Here is a 22579-nt window from a genome sequence, read left to right on the forward strand (position 1 = left end):
CTGAACCTGTGCCCCCGGTGACCGGATTCAGGATGTAAAGTAATCTGGCGTTACATGCTATATCATCCCACGTTACGCCCACTCAATCTTCCTCTCGTTTACATAGACTCGGAATCAAGAGGAGATTGCCAAGATTTGAGGTCGCGCTGGCCAATAAAATTAAGTAGCGCGGGAACGTTTTGTTGTGCATAGGCATGAGTTCGAATTTACTCGACAGACAGATTGACGATATCCTCCACACCGTGCTGGAGGATACCACGGGCGACGTGTTCGTGGTGAACCCGTCGGCAGACGTGATCGAGGAGTTCGTGCGCGTCGCGACTCGCTTCGAGGGCGAGCTCCCGACTGTCCACATGCTCGCAGACGAGCGAACCCTGAAGGACGTCATGGACGACTTCATCGTCGCGTCGAACGCGGCCGACCTCGTCGACCGTGGCTCACTCGAGCTCCGGACGGTCGAGGAGACCCCGGAGAACTCGCTGCTGGTCACCGAGGACAGCGTCGTCGCCCTCGTCACGGCGGGCAACCGTGTCGGCGGACTGACGACAGCGGACGAGGAGTTCGTCACGACAGCGTACGACGCCTACATGGCGTCCTGGGAGGATGCGGAGGCGTTCAAGCTCCGCACGCCGCCGATCTCGCGTGTCCGCGAGTCGCTCGAGACGGACATCAGCCCCGAGGCGGAGGAGGACTTCACGAACATCCTCAACTCGCTCGAGACCGCCCGTGGTGACGGCGAGGGCCTCGACGAGGTCACCATCTCGCTGCTCGTCGCCGCGAAGAACGAGGCGCTCCTGTACGACATCAGCAAGTGGGGCGAGGACGTGGGCATCGCCAGCAAGGCGACGTTCTCCCGCACGAAGACCAAGCTCGAGGACATGGGCCTCATCGACACCGAGAAGGTCCCCATCGACGTGGGACGCCCGCGCCTGCGCCTGAAGATCGGCGACGACCGGCTCCGCAGCGCCGACAACGGCCAGCTCGCGACGGTCGCACAGTCCATCCTCAACTGAACCGTTCGCACCATTCTTCGACCGTCGACACCGTTCCCGTAGCGACGCCGTCGTCGAGGTTTCTGTCCTCGACGAGAGGGCACCAGGTTGGCCGTTTGCGGTACATTTAAGAGTCTGGCACCGATTGTTTCAGGTGACGCTTCGCTTGGAGGGCCGAAGCGTCAGCGGGGACCAATTCAGGGCGGCAAGCGACCACGCGGGCCCACTATTCCCGCGTGGTCTGCTTTCCTGTTTCGAACACCAGACACGGAGCGGTTGCTCCGTCGTGACGCGCGAAGAACGTGGATTCGAGCCGCAGCGGTGCCGATTACTCGATGGAGAGGTCGCCGGTGTCACCGCCACCGCCGGACTGGCGCTCGTCCCACTCGAGCTCGAACTCGATGCTGAGCTCGCCCTCGGTCGCTCCCGTACTCGTCTCCCGTTCTGCCTTGACCTCGAACTCGACGCGCTCCGGCGGATCCATGGTGACCGAGTCGTTCCCGGCGGTGAGCGTCAGCGAGTCGCCCGCGTCGAGCTTGTCGGCGACGGTTCGCAGGTACTGTGCCACGTCGGCGCGGGTCCGCATCGCCTCGGTCTTGAAGAGTACTTCCTCTGGCATGGCTGTCCATACGGGCTGATGCATTATAAGTGTCTCAACTCGCTGAACATAGACAGATTCCCTACAATTTTGCCTGTTACTGCCGAAACCTGTCTCTATTGGTGAGTTCTTCTGACCACTGGAAACCGGATAAATAAGGGATTTACCCCGTCGAGACACTGAATATGCAGGCCCGGGCCGACATACTTAATAATAGCCGACAATAAATCGCGAGCGACGTTCCCCCAATGCACGACCTGACAGGATTCCAGCGCGATTTACTGTATGTAATCGCCGGGAAAGACGAACCACACGGACTCGCTATCAAGGAAGAACTGGAGAACTACTACGAGAAGGAGATCCACCACGGTCGCCTCTACCCGAACCTCGACACACTCGTCGACAAGGGCCTCGTCGAGAAGGGCCAACGGGACCGTCGGACCAACTTCTACACGTTGACGCGTCGCGGGCGCCGGGAGATCAGCGCCCGCGAGGAGTGGGAGTCACAGTACGTCGAGTGAAGAGGCACACGCTCGACGACGAGTGACAGGCACTCACTCGTCACTCTCACCCGCAGGGGAGCCACCGGGCACATCTTCTGTTCCAGTCTCGGCGGGCTGGTCCGTCGTCTCGAAGTGCGACGGGTCGACCGCGTAGGGCTGGACGCGTTCCGCGTTGAGCAGCTCCGGCAGTACCAGCCGCGCGAAGTGGACAGAGAGCACCAGCAGCATCGGTCCGAGGAAGATCCCGTACCAGCCGAACAGCAGTGGCCCGAAGATGTACGCGAACATCACCGAGCCGACGTGGAGGTTCCGGCCCGAGACGTACGGGCGCAAGACGAGGTCGGGGATGACGTCGACGATGACGAACGAGACGGCGACGAACAGCGCCGGGAACCAGAACGCACCGGTCGGCTCCTCGGTCGCCGCACGGAAGAACAGGAACCCGGCGACGGGGAAGTAGACGAGCTTCATCCCGACGACGGGGATGAGGCTGGCGGCGCCCGCCAGCAGCCCGACGAGGGCGGCGTACGGGATGGCCCCACCCGGCGGTGCGTACACGTTCAGGAGGCTGTAGGAGATGGTCCCGATGATGCCGGTCAGGAAGGCGTTCAGGATGTTCCCGAAGAAGATGTTCCTGAAGTCGCGGTCGACGACGCGGAGGTAGGCCGCCAGCACGCCGCGTTCGTCGCCGAACGTGTTCCTGAACCATCGCGAGAGCCTGTGGCCGTCGCGAAGCAGGTAGAACGCGATGGCGATCATCACGAACAGGTGGAGTAACCCGGTGCTGACGAAGCCGATGTAGCCCTGCGCGTCGGTCGCGAGGTTCGTGACGAGGTCGAGCTCCTCCGGGTTCGAGAGGAGCTGTTCTGGGTTGTTCACCGCCGAGGCGACGTCGAAGTAGGGTTCGAGGATGTCGGTGAGCTGGTCGATACCGTCGGCGCTGGCGTCTCCGGTACCATCACCTGTTCCACCGTCAGCGTCGCCGTCTGCCTGTCGGTCCCGGAGGTTGGCGAGGAACGTGTTCAGCTCATTCAAGCCGATGGCGACGGCGTACGCGAGGAGGAGGATGAGCGGCAGCGCGAGCGTGAAGATGGAGACGGTGGCAGCCAGGCTCGCCGGTCGGACGCCGCCTCGCCGCATCTGTCGGTAGATGGGCCGGGTCGCGTAGTAGATGAACACCCCGAAGACGAACGTTCCGATGAACGAGTAGAACACCCAGAACAGTACCGCACCGAGGGTTATCGCGAGCAACCACCACGCGGCCTCCGAGCGCTGGACGTCGAGGCCCCACATGTCCGTGTGTAAGCGCGACGGCGACGGGCAAAAGGTTAACCCGCCCGAACGAGGGCAGGTTTTTTACATGGGAACGGGGTACGATGTGGGGTGAACGTCGTACTCCAGGGGTCCGCGAGTCTCTCGCTGGACAGCATGGTCATCCGTCTGCTCCTCGCGGGAGCCTTGGGCATGTTCCTCGGCCTCGAACGCGAGTGGTCACAGAAGTCCGCCGGGGTCCGGACGTTCTCGCTCATCGCGGTCGCGGGTGGCGTGTTCACGCTGCTCGCCATGGAGACACAGTGGGGCGGGCTGTTGCACGTCGTCGGTGGCATCCTCGTCGTCGCCCAGGGCGTGGTGCTCGCGGTCCGGGGGCTCATGGACGGTGGCGAGAACGGGCTCGCGCTGACGACCTCGATGACGATGCTCGTGACCTACGGCGTCGGCGCGCTCGTCGTGAGCGGCTTCGTCCTCGAGGGCGTGACGGTCGCGGTGCTGTCGTCGATGCTGCTCGTGCTGAAGCGGGAACTGCACTCGTTCGCCGACAACCTCTCGCGCGAGGAGGTGCGCTCTGGGGCGGAGTTCGCCATCCTCGCGTTCGTCGTCTACCCGCTGCTCCCGGCCGAGCAGCAGAGCTACTCGTACGCGCCTCTGGGCGTGGAGAACATCCACATCGAGCCACGCGTGGTCTGGCTGATGGTCGTCACGGTCGCGGCCATCGGCATCGTCAACTACGCGGTCGTGATGACCTACGGGAGCCGGGGCATCGCCGTCACCGGCTTCTTCGGTGGGCTGGCGTCCTCGACGGCGGTCGTCGGGTCGATGATGGACCACGTCCGTCAGCAGGACGACGCGGTCGCCTACGCGGTCGCGGCAATCCTGCTCGCAGACGCCGCGATGGCGCTGCGGAACCTGTTCATCGTCGTCGCGTTCTCGGTCTCGACGGACCTCATCGTACCGACGGCGGTCCCGCTCGTGGTGCTCGTCCTGGCCTCGTTCGCGGTCGCGGCCTGGTCGGCGGACTGGCGCGACAGCGTCGAGATGGAGCTCGAGAGCCCGTTCTCGCTGCGATACGCGCTCGGCTTCGGCGTGATGTTCCTCCTGGTGCTCGTCGTCGGTGCCGTCGCCGAGGCGAGGTTCGGACAGGAGGGGTTCATCGCGACGGCCGCGGCGTCCGGGTTGGTGTCCAGTGCCGGGGCGACCACCTCGGCGGTCCTGTTGCATCGCGGCGGGACGCTCACCACCCAGACGACGGTCGTCTCGGTGATGCTCGCGACGGCGTCGTCGGTGGTGGTGAAGGCGGGGCTGACCGCCGCCAGTCCGAACCGGCAGTTCGCCCGGCGGGTCGCCGTGTTCAGCGGTCTGCTCGTCGTCGTCGGTGGTGTCGGCGCCGTGGCCGTGCTGCTCGCGTGAGGCCGCGACCCCCGTGCAAATGTTGCGTGGAACTAAACGAATGTATTAAACGAACCCTCCTCATAGCGGGGATATGGACAGAGACACGGCCGAGCCACGGGTACGAGAGATGCCCGGGGAGAAGGCGAAACAGTGGGTGGAGTACCACCACCAGTTCTCCGCACCGAGCACGTACGTCTACGACTTCGTCTGGGACATCACCGAGGAGTCAGAAGGTCCGTTCTGTACCGACGTCGACGGCAACGTCCTGCTGGACTTCACGAGCCACGTCGCCGCGGCACCCCTCGGGTACAACAACCCGAAGGTGATGGAGCCGCTCTCGGACCTCGAGCTGTTCGACCCGGTGAAGATCGCCGGACAGGACTTCTACGCCAGCGGTGGCTGGCCCCCGGAGGACCCCGACATCCCGACGCCGACCCAGCTGATGGACCGGCTCATCGACGCGACCGACCACTACGACATGGACCGGGTGTTCCTCTCGAACTCCGGCGCCGAGGCCGTCGAGAACGCCATCAAGATCTGCTACAACCAGCGCGGCCACCGCGCGTTCACCTTCGAGGGCGCGTTCCACGGCCGCACGCTCGGTGCGCTCTCGCTCAACCGCTCGAAGACGGTCCACCGGAAGGGCTACCCCGAGGTGCCGGGCGTCGTCTCCATCCCCTACATCTCGACCCAGGAGGAGTACGAGCAGCGCTGGTGCACCGACGGCCACGGCGGGAACGTCCTCGCCGACAAGCTCCACGCCGCCGGCAACGTCGACCCCGACGAGGTCGCGTACATCATCCTCGAACCCGTGCAGGGCGAAGGTGGCTACCGCGTCCCGCACGACGGCTTCATCCGCGACATCGCCGACATCCGCAACGAGCACGGCATCTACGTCATCGCCGACGAGATCCAGGCCGGTCTCGGCCGCACCGGGGAGATGTGGGGGGTCGACCATCTGGACCTCACGCCCGACGTCATCACGTCCGCCAAGGGCCTGCGGGTGGGCGCGACCGTCTCCCGGTCGGACATCTTCCCCGAGGAGAAGGGACGCCTCTCCTCGACGTGGGGGGCGGGTGACGTGCTCTCGGCCGCACAGGGCGTCGTCACGATGGACGCCATCCACGAGTACGACCTCCTCGAGAACGCCCAGGTGCGCGGGCGCCAGCTCTGGGAGACCATCGCCGACGCGGACCTCGACAGCGTGGTCGACATCCGCGGTCGTGGCCTGATGTTCGCGGTCGAGTTCGACACCAAGGACCGCCGCGAGGCCGTCGTCAAGGAGGCGCTCCACCGCGGCCTCCTCACCCTCGGCTGTGGCTACAAGAGCCTGCGCCTGCTCCCGCCGCTCGACGTCACCGAACGGGAGATCGAACTCGGCGCGAACCTGTTCATCGAGGCCGCCCAGGCCGCCGAGCGCGACTCGCCCGTCGCGACGACGGACTCCAGCGACGCGTACTGAGGCCGCGATCGATTCTCTCCGGCCGTCGCCGTTTCAGAACTGGTAGCGACGGTCGTCGTTCGTCTCCGGCTGCGGGAAGCTCCCGCCCGTCATCTCCTCGTAGGTCATCCCCGAGAGGTACTCGTCGTAGGTGACGTCGTACGAGGAGCGCAGGTGGAAGTCGAGCTTGCCGGAGTCGACGGTCGTCTGGAACAGCAGGTGGACCGCGCGCTCGAGCAGCTGGTCCGGGTCCGTGCCCAGTCCGGCGGCGAGCATCGCCAGCTCGTTCTTCGTCTCCCGGTCGAGGTCGAACTCGGCGTCGACATCGTCGTACGAGTCGGTCACGTCGGCTTGCAGGTCGTCGAGTCCACTCATACCCGGCTGATAGTCGGCCGCGACTGAAGCGCGTTTCGTGTCCGGACGAGGGCTCCACAGCTGCCGCCGGAGGTGGGAGGGCCACAGGGACGACCGTCAGGTCGCGGCTGTGCATCCGAGTCGCGGAACCGCACTCCTTTTTGTCGCTCCGCTCCCAGCAGTGGGTATGTCGGTCACATCCGCACCCGACCGTATCGCCGTCGACCAGCACCGGTCGTCCACGGCGTGTTGCTGCTTCTCGTCGGGCGCACGTGACCACGGGGTGACGATCTGATGCTCGCCCGGCTCCGCGAGGACGTCGCGGCGGTCATGGAGCGCGACCCCGCCGCGAAGAGCAGGCTGGAGGTGCTGACCTGCTACGCCGGTCTGCACGCCGTCTGGGCGCACGTCGCCATCCACCGACTCTGGGAGGCCGGCTTCCACCTCACGGCTCGGCTGCTCTCGCAGTTCGTCCGGTTCATGACCGGCGTCGAGATCCACCCGGGCGCGAAGCTTGGTCGGCGGGTCGTCATCGACCACGGCATGGGCGTCGTCATCGGCGAGACGGCCGAGGTCGGCGACGACGTGCACATGTACCACGGCGTCACCCTCGGCGGGAACTCGCCGAAACCCGAGAAACGACATCCGACGCTCGGTGACGGCGTCGTCGTCGGCGCGAACGCGACGCTGCTGGGCGATATCCGCGTGGGAGACGACGCACGGGTCGGTGCGGGCTCGGTGCTGACGAAGGACGTGCCGGCCGGCGAGACGTGGGTCGGTGTGCCCGCGGTCCGGGTCGACGGCCCGGCGGCGACGGACGCAGAGGAGTCGGACGCGGAGGAATCGGACGCCGACGCAGCGACGTCGGAGTCGGTCGACACGGAGACGGGCTCCGACGACACCGTCGTGCCGGGCGACGGCGCGGAGGTCGAGGCGGACGACTAATCGAGCGGGACCGACCCGTCGGTCGACTCGCCGCGGCCACAGCGCGGCACCCTGACGACGACGGCGTCGGCGGTCTGCTCTGCCGTCGCCTCCGCGGCCGTTATCGGGAACGGTGGCACGATGCGAGCGACGCGTTCGCTCCGCACGCAGCCGTCGCCGTGCTCTGTCTCGCCGAGGAGCCAGACGCAGAGGGCACCGTTCTCGACGCGGACGTCGTGGTGGGTCCGCGCCCCGGACGTGGGGTCGAACCGGGCGACCAGCTCGTCGGCCGTCACCGAGACGTCGCCGTCGCCCAGGCGCTCGCGCAGGCCGAACAGTCGCTGTCTGGCGCCGGCGAACGCGGGGACGACGACGCCCGCGAGGAGCCCGCCGCCGCGGAGCCGTTCGAGCGTGTACGAGGGCGGCGATTCAGGAGGTGTCGGTGGGCCCTGGCGGCCCTCGCGGACGAAGCGGTCGCCGTCCCGTCGGAACGTCGCCTCGTGTTCGACCGCGGCGTCGGCCGGCACGGTCCGGAGCGTCGGTCGGACGAGTCGCACGTCCGAGGCCGGTCCCGGGAGCTCGGTGACCCTGACCTGCGCGCAGGCCAGCGTGACGTGGTGGTCGAGTTCGGCGGTCGTCGTCAGCTCCTCGTCGGCGTGCAGGATGCGCTCGACCGTGCAGCCCTCGTCGGTGGGGTCGACGCGGAGCGTCACCGCCTCGGTCTCGCCGACCGCGGAGCGGAGTCGACAGGTGAGCGCCTCGGGCGACACGCTCGCGGGTCGCTGGTCGGCCGCCGCTTCGCCTCGCCCGTCGGTCGTGTCCGGGTCGTCTCGGTCCGGTCCGCCGCCCGATTCGGTCCTGCCGGTAGCCATCGGTGGTGCAGACGGGGGCGACCCTATTAATTTTCAGGGGGAGTGCCTGAGAAACTGTCGACAGATTGGACCGTCGGGCGCCGTCCAGCCTCAGGCGTCGTCGCCGAGCAGGTGGCGGGCGATGATCTTCTTCTGTATCTCCGTGGTCCCCTCGTAGATGGTGAGGATCTTCGCGTCGCGGTAGAAGCGCTCGACGGGGAAGTCGGTGGTGTAGCCGTAGCCACCGTGGATCTGGACGGCCTCGTTGGTCACGTCCATCGCCGCCTCGCTGGCGAAGTACTTCGCCTGGCTGGCGAGGAACGCGGTCTCCATGCCGGCCCCGTCTGCCTTCTTCTGGGCGGCCTCGTGGGTCAGGAGACGGCCGGCGGTCACCTGCGTCTGCATCTCCGCGAGCTTGTGCCGGATGGCCTGGAACTGGCTGATGGGCTGGTCGAACTGCTCGCGCTCGCCGGCGTACTCGACGGCGGCGTCGAGGGCGGCCTGTGCGAGCCCGACGGACTGGGCGGCGATGGCGATGCGCCCACCGGTGAGGATCTGGAACGCGGCGGAGAGCCCGCGACCCTCCTCCGTGAGCTGGTACTCGGCCGGGATGCGTGCGTCCTCGAAGATGAGCGTCGTCGTGTCCGAGGCGCGCAGGCCGAGCTTGTCCTCCTTCTTCCCGACGCTGACGCCGTCGGTGTCGGCGGGGACGAGGAACTGGGTGATGGAGCCGGGGTCGTCGCGGTCGGTCTTCGCGAAGACGACGTAGACGCCCGCACGGCTGCCGTTCGTGATCCACTGCTTCTTGCCGTTGAGGACGAACTCGTCGCCCTCGCGCTCGGCGACGGTCGACATCTCGGCGGGGTTCGAGCCGGCCTCGGGCTCCGAGAGCGCGAACGCGCCGACGGGGCGTCCGTCGACCATCTCGGGGAGCCACTCGTCGCGGACGTCCTGCGAGCCGAACTCGTCGATGCAGGAGGTGGCGAGCCCGTGGACCGACAGCGCGGTCGCCACGGAGAGCATCCCGTGGGCGAGCTCCTCGTTGATGATGGCGTAGGTCACCGGGTCGGCGTCGTACCCGCCGTACTCCTCGGGGACGGTCAGCCCGGTCAGGTCCAGCTCCGCCAGCCCGTCCCAGACGTCCTCGGGGAAGGTCTGCTCTGCGTCGCACTCCCGGGCCACCGGCCGTAGCTCCTCGGCCGCGAACTCGCGGACGACGTCGCGGACGGCGGCCTGCTCCGAACTCAGATTCATACCCCTGCCTTCGGGGGCGAGTGGAAAAAGTTGCCCCATTCCCGCGGCCGTCACGTGGGCCGGCCGACGGGTGCGGGCTCAGTCGTCGACGAGCGCCTCGGCGGGTGTGGCCCGGTCCCAGACCCGTTCGAACACCGTCGCCCCCCAGTCCGCGGCAGCGTCGGACTCCCTGACGAGCTCGGTCTGTGGGTCGTACGTGCCGTCGAGTCGCGGGAGCGAGAGGTAGACGCCGGACTCGGTGACGGTCATCGCGAACCCGACCTCGGCGACGCGGATGTCGACCAGCTCCGCGAACGGCGGTGGCTCCTCCGCGTTCGCGTCGTCCTCGGGCGTGAGCTCGAGGATCTCGGGGTCGAGCACCAGTCGGGCGGAGTCCGGGTCGCCCTCGAGCAGGGCGTCGGCGAAGCGGTCGTCGTAGACGGGCGCCAGCACCGAGACGTGGTCGGCGTCGGCGATGGCGGTGCGCACCCGCCGCGCAGCACGGAACGGGTCCGTCTCGGGCGAGTCGACCACCTCACAGCCGGCGAGGTGGTGGAGTTCGCGTCGGTCAGGTTCGGGCAGGACGTCGAGGTCGTGCTCGTCGAAGTAGGGCCGGGTCCCGTCGACGACGGACTCGACCGTCCCGACGCGCTCCAGCAGGTCCGCGACGGCCCGACCCGTTCCGGTGAGCGCCCAGCGGCCGTCGTCGCGCTCGTAGCAGAAGCCGCGGTCCGAGAGACGGCTCATCGCGTCGTACACCGCCGACTCGCTGGCCGTGGTCGAACACACGACAGCCTGTCGCTCGCGCGGCTCGCTGGCGAGCGAGATGAGCACCTCCTGACGGGAGCGCGAGCCACAGACGAACTCGACGCGTTCGGTCGGACCGACCATACCGGGACTCACGTCGCGGCGGGCATATGTGTTTTCTTCTCGGCTAGATTACCAAACTTTCCAGGGGCGTCGGAACGTTCCAGCCCTGCCCGGACGTTGGCCGCAGGCCGGAATGATAACCTTTAGACAGCAGCTTACGGTACTCTCCAGTGCTGTCTGTCGGTGCTTCCGGCGTACGTCCCCTCGTCGTACGCCTTCGACACCAACTCGTGCCGAGCCGGGGGGCTCAGGCACCCTCGTTCCGGAGTCCCTCGGCGACCGTCGCCGGCGAGGCGTCGATCCCGCCACCCTGTGCGAACGCCCCGCTGCCGCCACCCCCACCGCCGTAGTCGGCCGTCACCGACTCCACCACGGCCGACGCGTCGTGGTCCGGCCCCGCCGCGACCGCGACGAACGTCCCTCCCGACTCGCCGACCGAGACCACGACATCTGCATCCCGCCCCGCTGACGCCTGCAGTGGTTCCCGGCAGTCGTTCGCCTCGACGCCAGCGACCGTCGCGACCAGCCAGGTACCTCCATCCCGCTCGAACGGTTCTGCCCCCGCGAGTGCCGACTCCACCAGACGACGCCGGGCCGACGCGAGCGCCGACTCCAGTTCCTCGACCTGCCCCGAGAGCCGGGTCGCCGCTTCGGCGAGGTCTGCCGGTGCAGCGTCGAGCGCCCGGCCCGCGTCGAGCACCGCCCGCTTCTCCGCCGCACGGTGCTGGATGCCGCGTTCGCCGACCGCGAACTCGATCCGCGTCATCCCCTCGCCGGGGTTCGACCGCGAGAGCAACGTCACCGGGCCGATCTCGCGCGTGTTCCGGACGTGCGTCCCGCCGCAGGCCGCCACGTCCCAGGGCCGTTCGCGTGGCTCGCCCGGCACCACGTCGCGCTCGCCGACGCTGACGACGCGCACCTCGTCGGCCCCCTCGAACACGCCCTCCTCGGTCTTCGTGTTGAACGCGACGAACTCGTCTGCGCGCAGCTCCGACAGCGGGACCGACTTCCAGCCCACCTCGCGGGACTCCCACACCGCCAGGTTCGCCAGCCGCTCCAGCTCGACCAGCGTCTCGTCGGTCACGTCGGTCGATGTCGTCAGGTCGACCCGGACCTTCTCTTCGTCGATGCCGAACCCACCGTAGCCCAGGTCGTCACAGAGGCGTCGCGCCGCCCCGTACAGCACGTGGCTGGCGGTGTGGGCCCGCATGCAGTACATCCGGAACGTCCAGTCCACCTCGCAGAGCACCGACGACCCCTCCCGGAACCCGGGCTCCTCGGCCAGCGTGTGGACGTGCTCGCCGTCCCGGTGCTGGACGTCCACGACCGGCACGTCGCCGACGGTGCCCCGGTCGCTCGGCTGCCCCCCGCTCTCGGCGTAGAAGTAGCTCGTCTCCAGTCGGACCTCGCGCCCGTCGACGCCCGTGACCGTGGTCTCGAAGCGCGTCGTGTACGGCTGGCTCGCGGCGAGTTGCCCTGTCATCACGGGGTTTCACACGGTCGGGCGAGAAAAGCGTGCCGCCGGTCGGGGGTCACCGGTTGCTCACGGTTCAGCACACGAAACGACGGTGGAGAACGCCGTTCTCAGGCGAAGGTGTTCGCGATGGCAGCAACGCCCGCGTTCAGCACGCGGTCGCGCTCGCCGGTCAGGAACTCGACGTGACCGTCGCGGCCGCCGACGACGCTGACGCCGCCGTCTTCGACCTGTTCGGCGATCTCGTCGCCGACGGTCCGGACGTCGATGGGCGCGGTGCTCCGGACGTGGAGCTCGTCCTCGCCGAGGCCGATGGTGACGAGTTCCTCGTCGGTGTCGGCGGCCTCCGCGCGGTGGAGGGCGTCGAGCAGGAGCTCCGTCGGCGGGAAGTCGAACCGGTGGCTGAAGGCGTCGGTGTCGAGGATGGCGAACTCGACGCCCTCGGCCGAGCGCGTCGAGAGGTTGCGCCGAGCGGTCCGGAGCTCGCGGTCGAGCTTGGTGCGGAACTGCTCGCTGACGTGGCCGGCGAGCCCGTCGGCCTCCTCGAACAGGATGTCGGTGATGAGCTCGCGCTTGTCCTTGTAGGACTGGTAGTAGGCCTCGAGCCCGACGGCCTCGCGGAGCTCGTCGGTCTCCTCGGCGGTGTAGCCGGCCTCGTCGGCGAGGTCGGTGTAGGCCTCGGGGGTGTCCTGCCAGTAGCTCACCGCGGGGAGGTGCGCGAGGTCGTCGCGCACGTCGTCGTTGACGTGGACGGCGACGTTCGCCGCGAGCGTGGTCGTCGTCACGTCGGTGACGTCGCCCGCGAGGTGGGGGTCGACGATGCCGCCGAGGTCGCCGACGACGTCCTCGTCGGGGTAGCCGGAGTCGACGACCAGGCACTCGGCACCGTACACGTCGAGCAGCTCGTAGCCCTCGCGGGACTCGAGCGTGCTGCCCAGGTCGACGAGGACGACGAGCGGGAGCTGCTCGCCGTGGCGCTCGCGTGCGTCGAGCATGTTCGTGACGTCGTCGGTGGCGGCGTCCATGCCGTAGACGGTGTCGTCGAGCGGGCGGCGCTCGCAGAAGTGGTACTGGGCGTCCTGGCGCTCGTGCTCCGCGGCGACGAGCGGGAGGACGGCGCGCTCGATGGCGGCGCCGGCGACGTAGCCGTCGGCGGTGGCGGTGTGACGGACGACGACCGGGCGGCCCTGGATGACCGCGCGGCGGATCTCGGTCGCGACCTCGCGGATCTCGTCGGCGACGGCGGCGACGGCGTCGTGGTCGGCGAGCAGGTCGACGCTGCCGGGGTCGGCCTGCTCGTCCAGCGCGGCGTCCATGCGCTCGGCGACGGCGGCGGCCTCGTCGCCCTCGAGGGTCGTCAGGACCTCCGTCTCGAGCTGGACCTCGTCGTGGTGGCGCTCGACCTCGCCCTCGAGACGGACGACGTCGTCGACCTCCACGTCGGGGTAGGCGCGGACGCCGGCCTCCTCGAAGGCGGCGACCTCGACGACGCCGGTCTCGTCGCGGATCTCGAAGACGGTCGGGCCGGAGGTCTGGCGGACGCTGACGATCTCGCCCTCGATCCGGACGACCTGTCCGATGAGGTCCGAGACGTTGTCGACCGTGCTCCGGGCGAGCTCGGAGTGCTCGTCGACGTCCTCGCTCTCGTCTGCACCGTCTGTCCCGGTCTCGGTGTCTTGCGCGTCGGTCTCTTGCGCGTCGGTCTCTTGCGCGTCGGTCTCGGTTGCCGGGGTCGTCTCGCCGGTCTCGTCGCTCCCTTCGGCCTCGCCCTCGGAGGGCGCCTCCTCGGTGGCGTCCGATTCGGTGGACGCGGGACTCGCGTCACTCTCGTCCGGCGTCCGGACCTTCTGCTTCGCGGCCGCGTTTCCCCCCGCTGTGACCGGTTCGGCCTCCTCCTCGTCCGGCTCCTCGGGGAGCTCGTCGCCCTCCGGGGTCTGGACGAGCTTGCCGCGGAAGTCGGACTCGCGCTGGCGGATGGACCAGCCGAGGTCGACGTTGCCGTTGTCGCGGATGTCGGTGACCTGCACGTAGACCGTGTCGCCGGAGTCCCAGTCGAGACTGTCCAGTCGGCGGTCGAGTTCGCTCCGGTGCAGCAGGCCGGTGACGGAGGTGCCGATGTCGACGAAGACGCCGAACTCGGCGAACCCGTCGACCGACCCCTCGTAGTAGCGGCCGGGCTTCAGCTGGTTGGCTCGGTTGCCTTCGAACGTGAAGACGACGTCCTCCTCGTGACTCGAACAGATGTGCCCGTCGACGGAGGCACCACAGATGATACAGTTACCCATTTGACCGAGTAGAGTAGACCCGGCCTAAAACGGTTGTCGAATCTGTGTCAGCGATAGAGCGAGAGGTACAGCATGCTGAACCCGACGATGAACGGGATCGTCTCCGCGACCTGGAAGTAGGTGGCGGTCTGCGCCGTGGCCGCGCGCGTGATCTGCGTGCTGATGGTCGTGAGGGCGACGCCCATGCTGATGAAGGCGAAGCCGATGAACGCCGATTCGAGCCGCTTGCCGCCCTTCTGGTTGTACGCCTGGAAACTGATGAACGTCAGTCCGAGCGCCAGCGCGAAGAGCACGAGGCGCAGGGCCATCAGCAGCACGTCCGCTACGGCACTCAGCTCGACCACCGGCGCTCACCTCCGGCTGGTCGTCGACGCTGGCGGTCCCGACGTGGTGGCTCACCGACCGAGCTCGTCCCAGAGGCTGGAGAAGCGGTCCGGCAGGTTCTCCTTCCGGTAGATGCGGATGTCGTACTCATCTTCTTTGAGCCGAATGACAGTCGCGTCGAAGTTCGACTTGAACGCGTCGTAGTGGTTCCCGTCGCGGGCTACGAGCGTCTCCGACGTGATCAGATCGTGTTCTTTGAGCATCTCGATGCGACGGTAGACGGTCGGTAACGAGAGGTCACAGAAGTCGGAGACCTCCTTCGCCGAACGTGGCTCCTCGCTCACCGCTGCGAGGACTTCTCGCGCCGTCTCGTCCCCGATCGTATCGAGTATCTCTTCGATTGGCCGCTCGTCGTCCACGAGTCTACGTGACCCGTTCGTGACTAAAAGGTTATGTCCGATACGTTGTCGTGACCGAACGGCCCGTAGATAACTGCCTCCGATAACTCGGTTATTACAACCGATGAAAACACTAACTGGACGTTATATGGGTAGCCGATAAGGGACATGTATGGCAACGACTGACGACTCAATAGACGGGTTGACCGAACACTGCGAACACTGCGGTAGCGAGACGCTCCACAAGGTCTCCGTCCAGATCATCACGGAGAGCACCAAGAAGGAGAACGCCCAGTTCTCCCGCGAGCCGTACCGCGTGAAGGAGTGCCAGACCTGCGGCGAGCGCTCCAGCCAGCGGATGAACAACGCCTGACCCCTTCGGCCAATCCCACACCGGAGCCGTGGCGGTCACTCGAAGACCGGGGAGTCGGCCGCCAGCGACTCCACGTCTGCTGCCATCTCCTCTGCTTCCTCGGGGAAGAGGGACACCTGCACCTCGTTCCCCGAGTCGTCCTCGAAGACGAACTTGAGTCGTTTGTCGCCGAACTCCCGTACCTCGACGGACTCGACGTCGAACAGCTTCGCCGAGGCGGACTTGTTCGTCGGACCCACGTTCTTGATGCTTCCGTCCTTCAGTTCGACCATGAACTCGTCGAGTTCGAGAGCGAGCATGGGTGACGGTTCTCGACACCGCCCCATAGTCGTAGGTGGTCGAACCGGCTCCTGCCGTCGATTCCCGACGACCCTCGCGCGTACCTTGAAGTAGCCGCCGGACGAACTCTGGAGTGCCATGGAACTCACCTGGTACGGACACTCGACGTTCGGTGTGACGGTCGGAGAGACGGAACTGCTCATCGACCCGTTCTTCGACAACCCGAAGACCGACACCGACCCGGAGGAGCTCGATCCGGACTACGTGCTGCTCACACACGGGCACGCCGACCACATCGGCGACGTGGACCGCTACGAGGGCACGGAGCTCGTCGCCACGCCGGAGGTCGTGGAGTACTGCCGGGACGAGTTCGGCGACTACGAGGCCGTCGGCGGCATGGGCATGAACATCGGCGGCACCGTCGAGTGCGGTGACGCCTACATCACGATGCACCGTGCCGACCACACCAACGGGATGGAGACGGGCTACGGCACCTCCGGCGGGATGCCGGCGGGCTTCGTCATCTCCGACACGAAGCCGACGCAGGTGGCCGACGAGGAGAGCGAGACGTTCTACCACGCGGGCGACACAGGGCTGATGACCGAGATGCGCGACGTCATCGCGCCGTACCTCGAACCAGACGTGGCCGCGGTCCCCATCGGCGACCACTTCACGATGGGCCCGTGGCAGGCCGCCATCGCGGTCGACTGGCTCGACGTGGACTACGCCATCCCCATCCACTACGACACCTTCCCGCCCATCGAGCAGGACCCCGACGACTTCGCCCGCGAGGTCCGGGGCACCGGCACCGACGCCGAGGTCGTCGTGCTGGAGGGTGACGAGAGCTGGAACCTGAGCGAGAACCTGCTGGACTGAGCCGCGGACGACCTCGTTTTCCGACCTCGTTCGACTATCTACCGCAAACGGATGAGCACCGCGATGGCCGCGACACGACCAGGACGACCGTGAACGGTCTCGGGGAGGAGAGCGGTACGCGGTAGCGGGACCGCGTTCGAAGCCGGTCGAGCAACGGTGAGGCACAGGTTCACCGCACGGACGCGGCCGGTGCTGGTGTGCTACTGCTCGAACTCGATGCCGGTGAACTCGAAGGCGAGGCCTCCCTCGGGAGGCTCCTCGACGGTCACCGTCCAGTCGTGGGCCGAGGCGATCTCCTCGACGATGCCGAGGCCGAGACCGGTGCCGTCTGGTTTCGTCGAGAACCCGGTCTCGAACAGCTGCGCCGGCTCCAGTTCCGGGTCCGTCAGCCCAACGCCGTCGTCCCGGACGGCGATAGTGTCACCGGACGACGCGACGGTGACGGTGAGGTCGTCGGTGGTCCCGGCCGGCTCGTCCGGGGCTCCGTGCTCCACCGCGTTCCGGAACAGGTTCTCGAACAGCTGTCCCAGTCGGCTCCAGTCGGCCAGCACGATGCCGGAGGTTTCGTTCTCGAGCGACGCCCCGTCCGTCTCGACGTTGTTCCACGACTGCGAGACGAGCGTCGATAGCGGCGTCGGCTCCAGCGCCTCGGTCCGTTCGCCCTCGCGGGCGAGCGTGAGCAGCTGCGTCGTGAGGCGGTCCATCCGGTCGAGACTGCGCTCGATCTCCTCGAGATGGTCGCAGTCGCAGTCCTCTCGGGCGAGCTGCAGGCTTGTGGCGGCGACGCTGAGCGGGTTCCGCAGGTCGTGGGAGACGACCGAGGCGAACTCCGCGAGCCGTTCGTTCTGCCGTTCCAGTTCGGCCTCGTGGGAGGTGCGCTCGGTCACGTCCCGGTAGACCCAGATGTTCGCCTTGCCCTCCGGGAGGTCGTACGGGATGTAGGTCCGTTCGAGCGTCCGTCCGTCCGCCAGCACCAGCTCCTCGCCGTGGACCGGTTCGCGCTCTTCGAGCAGTTCTGCGAGCCGCGGGACGAACGCGTCGGGCTCGGCGAACCGGTCGACGAGGCGCTCGCCCGCCGCCTCGCAGTCGGTCCCGACCAGCTCCTCGGGTTCCCGCGGGATGTCGAGCAGTTCGCAGAGGCGGTCGTTGACGAGCAGGATCTCCCTGGACGCATCCTCGATGAGCACGCCCTCCGGTAGGTTCTCCACCAGCGTCTCGAGGACGAGGTCCGAGGACTCCAGGGAACCGTCGGTCATGAGACACTGATTCGACACGAAACGGAATAACCGTTCTGCCCGTACGAGCGGGGCGACCCGCCCTCGTGGCGGCTACTCGTCCGCGTCGTCCTGGTCCGTGTCGCCGTCGACCGCGCCGGCGAGGTGGTCCTTGCTCACCCAGCCGACCGCGAGGCCGAGCGCGATGGCGAAGCCGAGCGCGAACGCCTGGATGATGGGGAACGCGATGCCGCCCGCACCGGTCGAGGACGCCAGCGCGCCGAAGCCCACCGCGATGGCGATGAGGTAGACGAACACCTGGACGGCCGCACCGAACAGCGCGCCGACCTGTCCGTCGCCCAGTTCGGAGTCGCTCATGCGGTCCTCCACGAGGTCGGCCAGCCAGAACCCGAGGACCACGACGAGGACCGCGATGATTGCCGTCGGGAGGAACTCGACGGCCCCGTTGAACGCCGCGGCGACCCGCCCGATTCCAAGCTCCTCCATCACCAGCAGGCCGACGAGCAGGTAGATGTACAGCGAGGCGAACTGGCCGAGCAACCGGCTCAGGTCCCGCCCTGGCAGGAACTCGCCGATGGGCGAGTCCTCGGCCAGCTCGTCCAGCCCCATCCGTCGGGTGACCCGCACGACGGTGCGCGAGACCAACATCGCGGCGAGGAAGCCGACGACGAGGTAGATGAGCGCGTACAGGAGGTTCGGCGCGATACCCTGGAAGTCGGTGACGATGCGGGAGAACACGTTGTCCAGCCACCTGACGATCGCATCCGGCGTGATCTGGAGGGGGAGCCGGGTCGGAATCACGCCGACCACCCCACCGTCTTCGATACGTCGTGACCGTCGTCACACCACGTCTTGACTTGAGCTATCATGGCCCGTCATGGTTGTATTCGGTTCTGTAATTAAAGTTTTCGAACACGATGGCGCTGAGACAGAGGTGCCGTCACCCGCAAGAACAACTATCAAGGCGCTGCCGGGCAACGTCACTAACGCAATGTCCAAAGAAGTCCACAGCGTCTCCGAGGAGGGCTACAGCACCGAGAACACGATCCGCGACTTCGAGACGACGGTCGACGCGACCGGCGAGGCCGCGCCCGACACACTCGAGGCGCTGCTCGCCGCCTACGCCTCCTGCTACGTCCCGGCGCTCCGCGTCGGCGCTGAGCAGCGCCAGGCAGGCGACCTCGGCCGCATCGAGATCGACTCGACGGGCGAGCTCAACGACGACGACAAGCTCGCGTCGGTCCACTTCGACATCAAGGTCGCCGGCGACATCGGCGACAAGGGCGACGCCATCGTCGAGCGTGCCCACGAGCTCTGCAAGGTCGGCGACGCGGTGAAGGCCGAGCTGGTGGCCGAGGTCGACATCGAAGGCGACGCGTTCTGAGACCGGTTCCACTCGGAACTCCCACGGTCCGTCTCAGCCGTCCGTGTCGGGGCGCGGGAGGGCGGTGAACGACCGTTCGACGATGTCGAACGGGTCGTAGACGGACTGGTGGCAGCCGCAGTAGCTCTTGTTCGCGGCCCCGAACTTCGGCGCGTCGGAGCTGTCCTTGAACCCCGGGATACAGCAGAAGTGGGTGCACTTGTTCAGGAAGGCGATGAAGCCGTCGACGGTGCTCTCGGCGAGCCACTCGTCCTCAGCAGCAGCCTCCTCGACCCGCGTGCTACGGACAATCTGGATGGGGAGCGTCTCCTCGCTGTCGACCTCCTGTGAGCGCCAGGTGCAGTTCGCGGGCTTGCCGTAGCCGTCCTCGCCGATGCCGTTGCCCCACTCCGCGTAGTCCTCGAACTGGTCGACGTGGACGCGCTCGCCGATGCTCGTCTGCTCGCTCTGCCAGTCGAGACGGGTGTTCGCGCTGTAGCGCATGTAGTTGTCGTACTCCCCGTCGGGCTGGACGTTCTGGAATGTCTGGCAGCCGCAGTACTGGAACCACTGGGTGGAGTAGGTCACGCCGCCGAGCTCCATCTCGGCGATGGTGACGGTCGTTCCGTCGTCGAGCTCGCGCTCCTCGGACTCGGGCCAGACGCCCTTCAAGTAGCCCTCGTCGTCGAGTTCCAGCGGTATCTGTGGGAGCCCGCGCGGGGCGGGGCCGTCGGTGTTCTTCGCCGCGCGGTAGGTGACCGTCCCACCGCCGGAGCCGACGCCGGTCGTGGTTCCCTCGACGGCGGCACCGGCAGCGGTCGTGATGGCGGCCATCGTCGCGCCGCCGGCGACGCCCTTGACGAATCGTCGTCTGTCGCTCTCTGTCGGATACTTGTCGGAATCCATGGGGACCACTCGAAGACGAGTCGGCACGGGGACAAGTATCGTGGCGAGGGTTCCCAGCTGCTGTCAACCGGGGGAACTTTCTTGGCCGACGTCGCCGAGAATGCGCGCGAGCGCAACCCTGATACGGATGCTCACGAAAGGTCGTGACATGCACAACCGCTGGACGGACCAGGTGGTCGGCGAGCGGATGACGGTCGACAAGGAGTTCACGCAGGACGTGGTGAACTCGGAGTTCTCCAACCAGGAGTGGGACCTCATCATGAGCGCTGTCGAGTTCGAGATCGAGAACCCGGAGTCACCGGCGGATGCCCGCATCGTCGCGAACACGGAGAAGGTGGCGACCATCGTGCCCGAGCTCGACGACATCAACGCCCAGATGCAGGCGATGGGCGGGGCGCCCGGCGGTGGCTCTCGCGACCGCGGTTCGGGCGGCAGCGGTCTCGTCGACTCCGTGAAGTCCGCGCTCGGGATGGGTGGTGGCGGGGACGACGAACCCGACCAGGAGCGCATCGACGCCGCGAGCGAGCTGGCGGGCCGCTACGGCGAGGAGCTCCAGGCGCACCTGGAGTCGAAAGGCCGCTGGGAGGAGATCTGTGCGGTCGCGGCGCAGACACCGTCCGGGGACGAGTCCTAGCCGTCGCCCGACCGGAACATCGTCAGCTCCTCCGCCTCGTAGATGTTCATCAGCTCGGTGACGAGCTCGTCGTAGCTCTCGTCGTCGACGCGGAGGCTATCGAGTCGCTCTACGGTCTTCTGGCGGAGTTCGATCTCTGGCATACGATAGCATACGTCGCCCCGGGTGAAAACGCTTCCTCAGAGCCGGGCGAGCACGGCATCGGCGACGTCCGCCGTGGTCGCGTCACCGCCGAGGTCCGGTGTCCTGGGGCCGTCGGCGAGCACGTCCTCGACGGCGGTGCGGACGCGGTCGCCCTCGTCGTCGTAGCCGAGGTGCGAGAGGAGCATCGCCGCGGAGAGCAGCGTCGCGGCCGGGTTCGCGACGCCCTCGCCGGCGATGTCCGGGGCGCTCCCGTGGACCGGCTCGAACAGCCCGTTCTCCGGGCCGACGTTGGCCGAGGGGAGCAGGCCGAGCCCGCCGACGAGGCCGGCGGCGAGGTCCGAGAGCACGTCGCCCGCGAGGTTCGGGCAGACGACCACGTCGAACTGTTCGGGGTCGAGGCAGACGTGGGTCGCGAAGGCGTCCATCAGCACCTCCTCGGTCTCGACGCCGTGCTCGTCGGCGACGGAGACGACTGCGTCGCGGAACCGGCCGTCGGTCTCGCGCATCACGTTCGCCTTGTGCGCGACGTGGAAACCGTCGATGCCGCGTTCCGCGACGTAGTCGCAGGCGAACTCGGCGAGTCGCTCGGATGCCGAGGTCGTGACGACGCGCGTGAGCGTCGAGAGGTCGTCGGAGAGGCGGTCCTCGTGGCCCGCGTAGACGCCCTCGGTGTTCTCGCGCAGGAACACGAGGTCTGTCTCCGGGCGCAGTGCGTCGACGCCGGGATATGCCCGTGCCGGCCGGACGTTGACGAAGGAGTCCACGGCCTCGCGGAGCGGTAGCACGACGTCGGCGGCCGTCTCGCCCGCCGCGCCGAAGATGGTCGCGTCGGCGTCGGCGACGAGGTCGTACGTCTCCGCTGGGAGTGCGGTGCCGGTCTCGGCTTTCGTCGCGTCGCCGGCCTCGCCGTGGACGAACTCGAACTCGCCCACCGCGTCGAGCACGTCGACGGCGGCCGGGACGACCTCCTGGCCGATGCCGTCGCCGGGGACGACGGCGATCTTGTCTGTCATGGCGATAGGGACTCGCCCTGCTCAAATCAGGATTCCGGAAGGGGCCACATCATCCAGTGGGGCACCTGGGGCTGTCCGACCCCAAGCTTTTTATCCCTGGGCGGGAAATAATTACATGCAGGAGCGGTGCGAATAGAAATCGGTGGTTTCTTGTATCAGTCTCCAGTAGCAACTGTTCCCGGTAGCGAGCCGGGGGCGAAGACAGGCACTCTCCCCCGCTGACGACGGTGTACCGCCCGCTACCGAGCGACAGCCACGTCGCTCGCCGACGAAGCAACGAGACCGCAGCGCCCACATCACACATGTACGACACGACACAGGACACGGTAACCGTTCCGAGCGACCCGACCGAACTCGCCGCCCGCGACGACGTCGACGAGGTCACGGACAGATTCCCGCACGGCGACGAGGACCACTGCGAGGCCGACTACGCCGGTCGAACCATCGTCGGCGTCACGAACGACGACGGCGAGGTGCTGCTCGTCACCGACCGCGACGCCAGCCACGCGGTGCTCCCGAGTCCGAAGGTAGCGCACGACGGCGACTGGACCGGGACGGCCCGCGAGGAGCTCGCGGAGATCGCCGAGATGGACATCCGGGTCACGTCCGTCGAGCGCGTCCGACACGCCGAACACGTCCTCGAGGGCGACGACGAGGTCTTCGACGAGACCACGCACCTCGTCCTCGCCGCCGAACCCGTCGCCGACGACCCCGAGCTCCCCGACCTCGAGGCCGAGCACTGGTCGCTCGAGTGGCACGACAGCTACCCCGACGAGCTGCTCGAGGACGGTAGACCCGAGACCGAGGACGTTCGACTGTTCGTCGACTGACCGTCGGCAGCA

At 67.4% G+C, this 22579-nt stretch carries 25 protein-coding genes and 1 pseudogene; 10 read left to right on the plus strand and 16 right to left on the minus strand.

The window, feature by feature from the left end; all coding sequences use genetic code 11:
- Nucleotides 1–194 precede the first annotated feature (194 nt).
- Nucleotides 195–1013 carry a transcriptional regulator TbsP gene (tbsP, locus tag ACSG06_RS06185; RefSeq protein ID WP_440989393.1) on the plus strand — a complete coding sequence of 273 codons (819 nt, stop codon included), beginning with the start codon at nt 195–197 and terminating at the stop codon, nt 1011–1013.
- A 307-nt stretch (nt 1014–1320) separates the two neighbouring features.
- Here the strand turns inward: tbsP and ACSG06_RS06190 are convergent, their stop codons facing one another.
- Nucleotides 1321–1611 (minus strand): amphi-Trp domain-containing protein, encoded by a 291-nt coding sequence (locus ACSG06_RS06190; RefSeq protein ID WP_440989394.1) that lies wholly within the window; start codon nt 1609–1611, stop codon nt 1321–1323.
- 227 nt (nt 1612–1838) lie between these two features.
- Between ACSG06_RS06190 and ACSG06_RS06195 the strand changes: the two genes are divergently transcribed.
- Nucleotides 1839–2111, plus strand: a complete 273-nt coding sequence (locus tag ACSG06_RS06195; protein ID WP_440989395.1) for a PadR family transcriptional regulator — start codon at nt 1839–1841, stop codon at nt 2109–2111.
- Nucleotides 2112–2144: 33 nt separating this feature from the next.
- Here ACSG06_RS06195 and ACSG06_RS06200 read toward each other — a convergent pair whose 3' ends face one another.
- On the minus strand, nt 2145–3386 hold the full coding sequence (locus ACSG06_RS06200) for an AI-2E family transporter (RefSeq protein WP_440989396.1): 1242 nt from the start codon (nt 3384–3386) through the stop codon (nt 2145–2147).
- A 90-nt stretch (nt 3387–3476) separates the two neighbouring features.
- On the opposite strand from ACSG06_RS06200, the gene ACSG06_RS06205 reads away from it, so the two are divergent.
- Both ACSG06_RS06205 and ACSG06_RS06210 read left to right on the plus strand, forming a co-directional pair.
- Complete coding sequence (locus tag ACSG06_RS06205; protein WP_440989397.1) at nt 3477–4778, plus strand: MgtC/SapB family protein; 1302 nt, start codon at nt 3477–3479, stop codon at nt 4776–4778.
- Nucleotides 4779–4851: 73 nt separating this feature from the next.
- On the plus strand, nt 4852–6222 hold the full coding sequence (locus ACSG06_RS06210; RefSeq protein ID WP_440989398.1) for an aminotransferase class III-fold pyridoxal phosphate-dependent enzyme: 1371 nt from the start codon (nt 4852–4854) through the stop codon (nt 6220–6222).
- Nucleotides 6223–6255: 33 nt separating this feature from the next.
- Here ACSG06_RS06210 and ACSG06_RS06215 read toward each other — a convergent pair whose 3' ends face one another.
- Nucleotides 6256–6576: a ribbon-helix-helix protein gene (locus ACSG06_RS06215; RefSeq protein ID WP_440989399.1), complete on the minus strand. Its 321-nt coding sequence runs from the start codon at nt 6574–6576 to the stop codon at nt 6256–6258.
- 273 nt (nt 6577–6849) lie between these two features.
- Between ACSG06_RS06215 and cysE the strand changes: the two are divergent.
- A pseudogene (cysE, locus tag ACSG06_RS06220) lies at nt 6850–7356 on the plus strand (serine O-acetyltransferase); the annotation flags it as partial.
- A gap of 140 nt (nt 7357–7496) precedes the next feature.
- Here the strand turns inward: cysE and ACSG06_RS06225 are convergent.
- The 7 genes from ACSG06_RS06225 to ACSG06_RS06255 all read right to left on the minus strand — a co-directional run bounded on the left by ACSG06_RS06225 (nt 7497) and on the right by ACSG06_RS06255 (nt 14935).
- Nucleotides 7497–8351 carry a hypothetical protein gene (locus ACSG06_RS06225; RefSeq protein WP_440989400.1) on the minus strand — a complete coding sequence of 285 codons (855 nt, stop codon included), beginning with the start codon at nt 8349–8351 and terminating at the stop codon, nt 7497–7499.
- Between the two features lie 90 nt (nt 8352–8441).
- A complete protein-coding gene (locus ACSG06_RS06230; protein WP_440989401.1) occupies nt 8442–9584 on the minus strand; it encodes an acyl-CoA dehydrogenase family protein in 1143 nt (380 codons plus the stop codon).
- A gap of 78 nt (nt 9585–9662) precedes the next feature.
- Nucleotides 9663–10454 (minus strand): helix-turn-helix transcriptional regulator, encoded by a 792-nt coding sequence (locus ACSG06_RS06235; RefSeq protein WP_440989402.1) that lies wholly within the window; start codon nt 10452–10454, stop codon nt 9663–9665.
- A 226-nt stretch (nt 10455–10680) separates the two neighbouring features.
- Nucleotides 10681–11916, minus strand: coding sequence for an alanyl-tRNA editing protein (locus ACSG06_RS06240; protein WP_440989403.1), 1236 nt, complete (start codon nt 11914–11916; stop codon nt 10681–10683).
- Nucleotides 11917–12017: 101 nt separating this feature from the next.
- Nucleotides 12018–14192, minus strand: coding sequence for a DHH family phosphoesterase (locus ACSG06_RS06245; protein WP_440989404.1), 2175 nt, complete (start codon nt 14190–14192; stop codon nt 12018–12020).
- Between the two features lie 47 nt (nt 14193–14239).
- On the minus strand, nt 14240–14500 hold the full coding sequence (locus ACSG06_RS06250) for a DUF7521 family protein (protein WP_440990293.1): 261 nt from the start codon (nt 14498–14500) through the stop codon (nt 14240–14242).
- Nucleotides 14501–14587: 87 nt separating this feature from the next.
- The gene (locus ACSG06_RS06255; protein WP_440989405.1) at nt 14588–14935 is read right to left on the minus strand and encodes a winged helix-turn-helix domain-containing protein; all 348 of its coding nucleotides are present in this window, start codon (nt 14933–14935) and stop codon (nt 14588–14590) included.
- Nucleotides 14936–15086: 151 nt separating this feature from the next.
- Here ACSG06_RS06255 and ACSG06_RS06260 point away from each other — a divergent pair, with 151 nt between their 5' ends.
- Nucleotides 15087–15287, plus strand: a complete 201-nt coding sequence (locus ACSG06_RS06260; RefSeq protein ID WP_440989406.1) for a DUF7835 family putative zinc beta-ribbon protein — start codon at nt 15087–15089, stop codon at nt 15285–15287.
- A 35-nt stretch (nt 15288–15322) separates the two neighbouring features.
- Here ACSG06_RS06260 and ACSG06_RS06265 read toward each other — a convergent pair whose 3' ends face one another.
- Nucleotides 15323–15586: a hypothetical protein gene (locus tag ACSG06_RS06265; RefSeq protein WP_440989407.1), complete on the minus strand. Its 264-nt coding sequence runs from the start codon at nt 15584–15586 to the stop codon at nt 15323–15325.
- 118 nt (nt 15587–15704) lie between these two features.
- Between ACSG06_RS06265 and ACSG06_RS06270 the strand changes: the two genes are divergently transcribed.
- Entirely contained in the window at nt 15705–16442 is a 738-nt protein-coding gene (locus tag ACSG06_RS06270) for a metal-dependent hydrolase (protein WP_440989408.1), read from the plus strand.
- Nucleotides 16443–16642: 200 nt separating this feature from the next.
- On the opposite strand, the gene ACSG06_RS06275 is transcribed toward ACSG06_RS06270, so the two are convergent.
- Nucleotides 16643–17698 carry a PAS domain-containing sensor histidine kinase gene (locus ACSG06_RS06275; protein ID WP_440989409.1) on the minus strand — a complete coding sequence of 352 codons (1056 nt, stop codon included), beginning with the start codon at nt 17696–17698 and terminating at the stop codon, nt 16643–16645.
- A 72-nt stretch (nt 17699–17770) separates the two neighbouring features.
- Complete coding sequence (locus ACSG06_RS06280) at nt 17771–18478, minus strand: mechanosensitive ion channel family protein (RefSeq protein WP_440989410.1); 708 nt, start codon at nt 18476–18478, stop codon at nt 17771–17773.
- Nucleotides 18479–18668: 190 nt separating this feature from the next.
- Here ACSG06_RS06280 and ACSG06_RS06285 point away from each other — a divergent pair, with 190 nt between their 5' ends.
- Complete coding sequence (locus ACSG06_RS06285) at nt 18669–19061, plus strand: OsmC family protein (protein WP_440989411.1); 393 nt, start codon at nt 18669–18671, stop codon at nt 19059–19061.
- Nucleotides 19062–19094: 33 nt separating this feature from the next.
- Here the strand turns inward: ACSG06_RS06285 and ACSG06_RS06290 are convergent, their stop codons facing one another.
- A complete protein-coding gene (locus ACSG06_RS06290; RefSeq protein ID WP_440989412.1) occupies nt 19095–19946 on the minus strand; it encodes a ubiquinol-cytochrome c reductase iron-sulfur subunit in 852 nt (283 codons plus the stop codon).
- Between the two features lie 148 nt (nt 19947–20094).
- Here ACSG06_RS06290 and ACSG06_RS06295 point away from each other — a divergent pair, with 148 nt between their 5' ends.
- Nucleotides 20095–20580 carry a DUF5799 family protein gene (locus tag ACSG06_RS06295; RefSeq protein WP_440989413.1) on the plus strand — a complete coding sequence of 162 codons (486 nt, stop codon included), beginning with the start codon at nt 20095–20097 and terminating at the stop codon, nt 20578–20580.
- On the opposite strand, the gene ACSG06_RS06300 is transcribed toward ACSG06_RS06295, so the two are convergent.
- Entirely contained in the window at nt 20577–20723 is a 147-nt protein-coding gene (locus tag ACSG06_RS06300) for a DUF7557 family protein (protein ID WP_440989414.1), read from the minus strand. The two genes, ACSG06_RS06295 and ACSG06_RS06300, sit on opposite strands and share 4 nt — an antisense overlap.
- 36 nt (nt 20724–20759) lie before the next feature.
- Nucleotides 20760–21737, minus strand: a complete 978-nt coding sequence (gene leuB, locus ACSG06_RS06305; RefSeq protein ID WP_440989415.1) for a 3-isopropylmalate dehydrogenase — start codon at nt 21735–21737, stop codon at nt 20760–20762.
- A 302-nt stretch (nt 21738–22039) separates the two neighbouring features.
- On the opposite strand from leuB, the gene ACSG06_RS06310 reads away from it, so the two are divergent.
- Nucleotides 22040–22567, plus strand: a complete 528-nt coding sequence (locus tag ACSG06_RS06310) for a hypothetical protein (RefSeq protein ID WP_440989416.1) — start codon at nt 22040–22042, stop codon at nt 22565–22567.
- Nucleotides 22568–22579: the final 12 nt, after the last annotated feature.

Source organism: Haloarchaeobius baliensis (genome assembly GCF_052060055.1).
GTDB lineage: Archaea > Halobacteriota > Halobacteria > Halobacteriales > Natrialbaceae > Haloarchaeobius > Haloarchaeobius baliensis.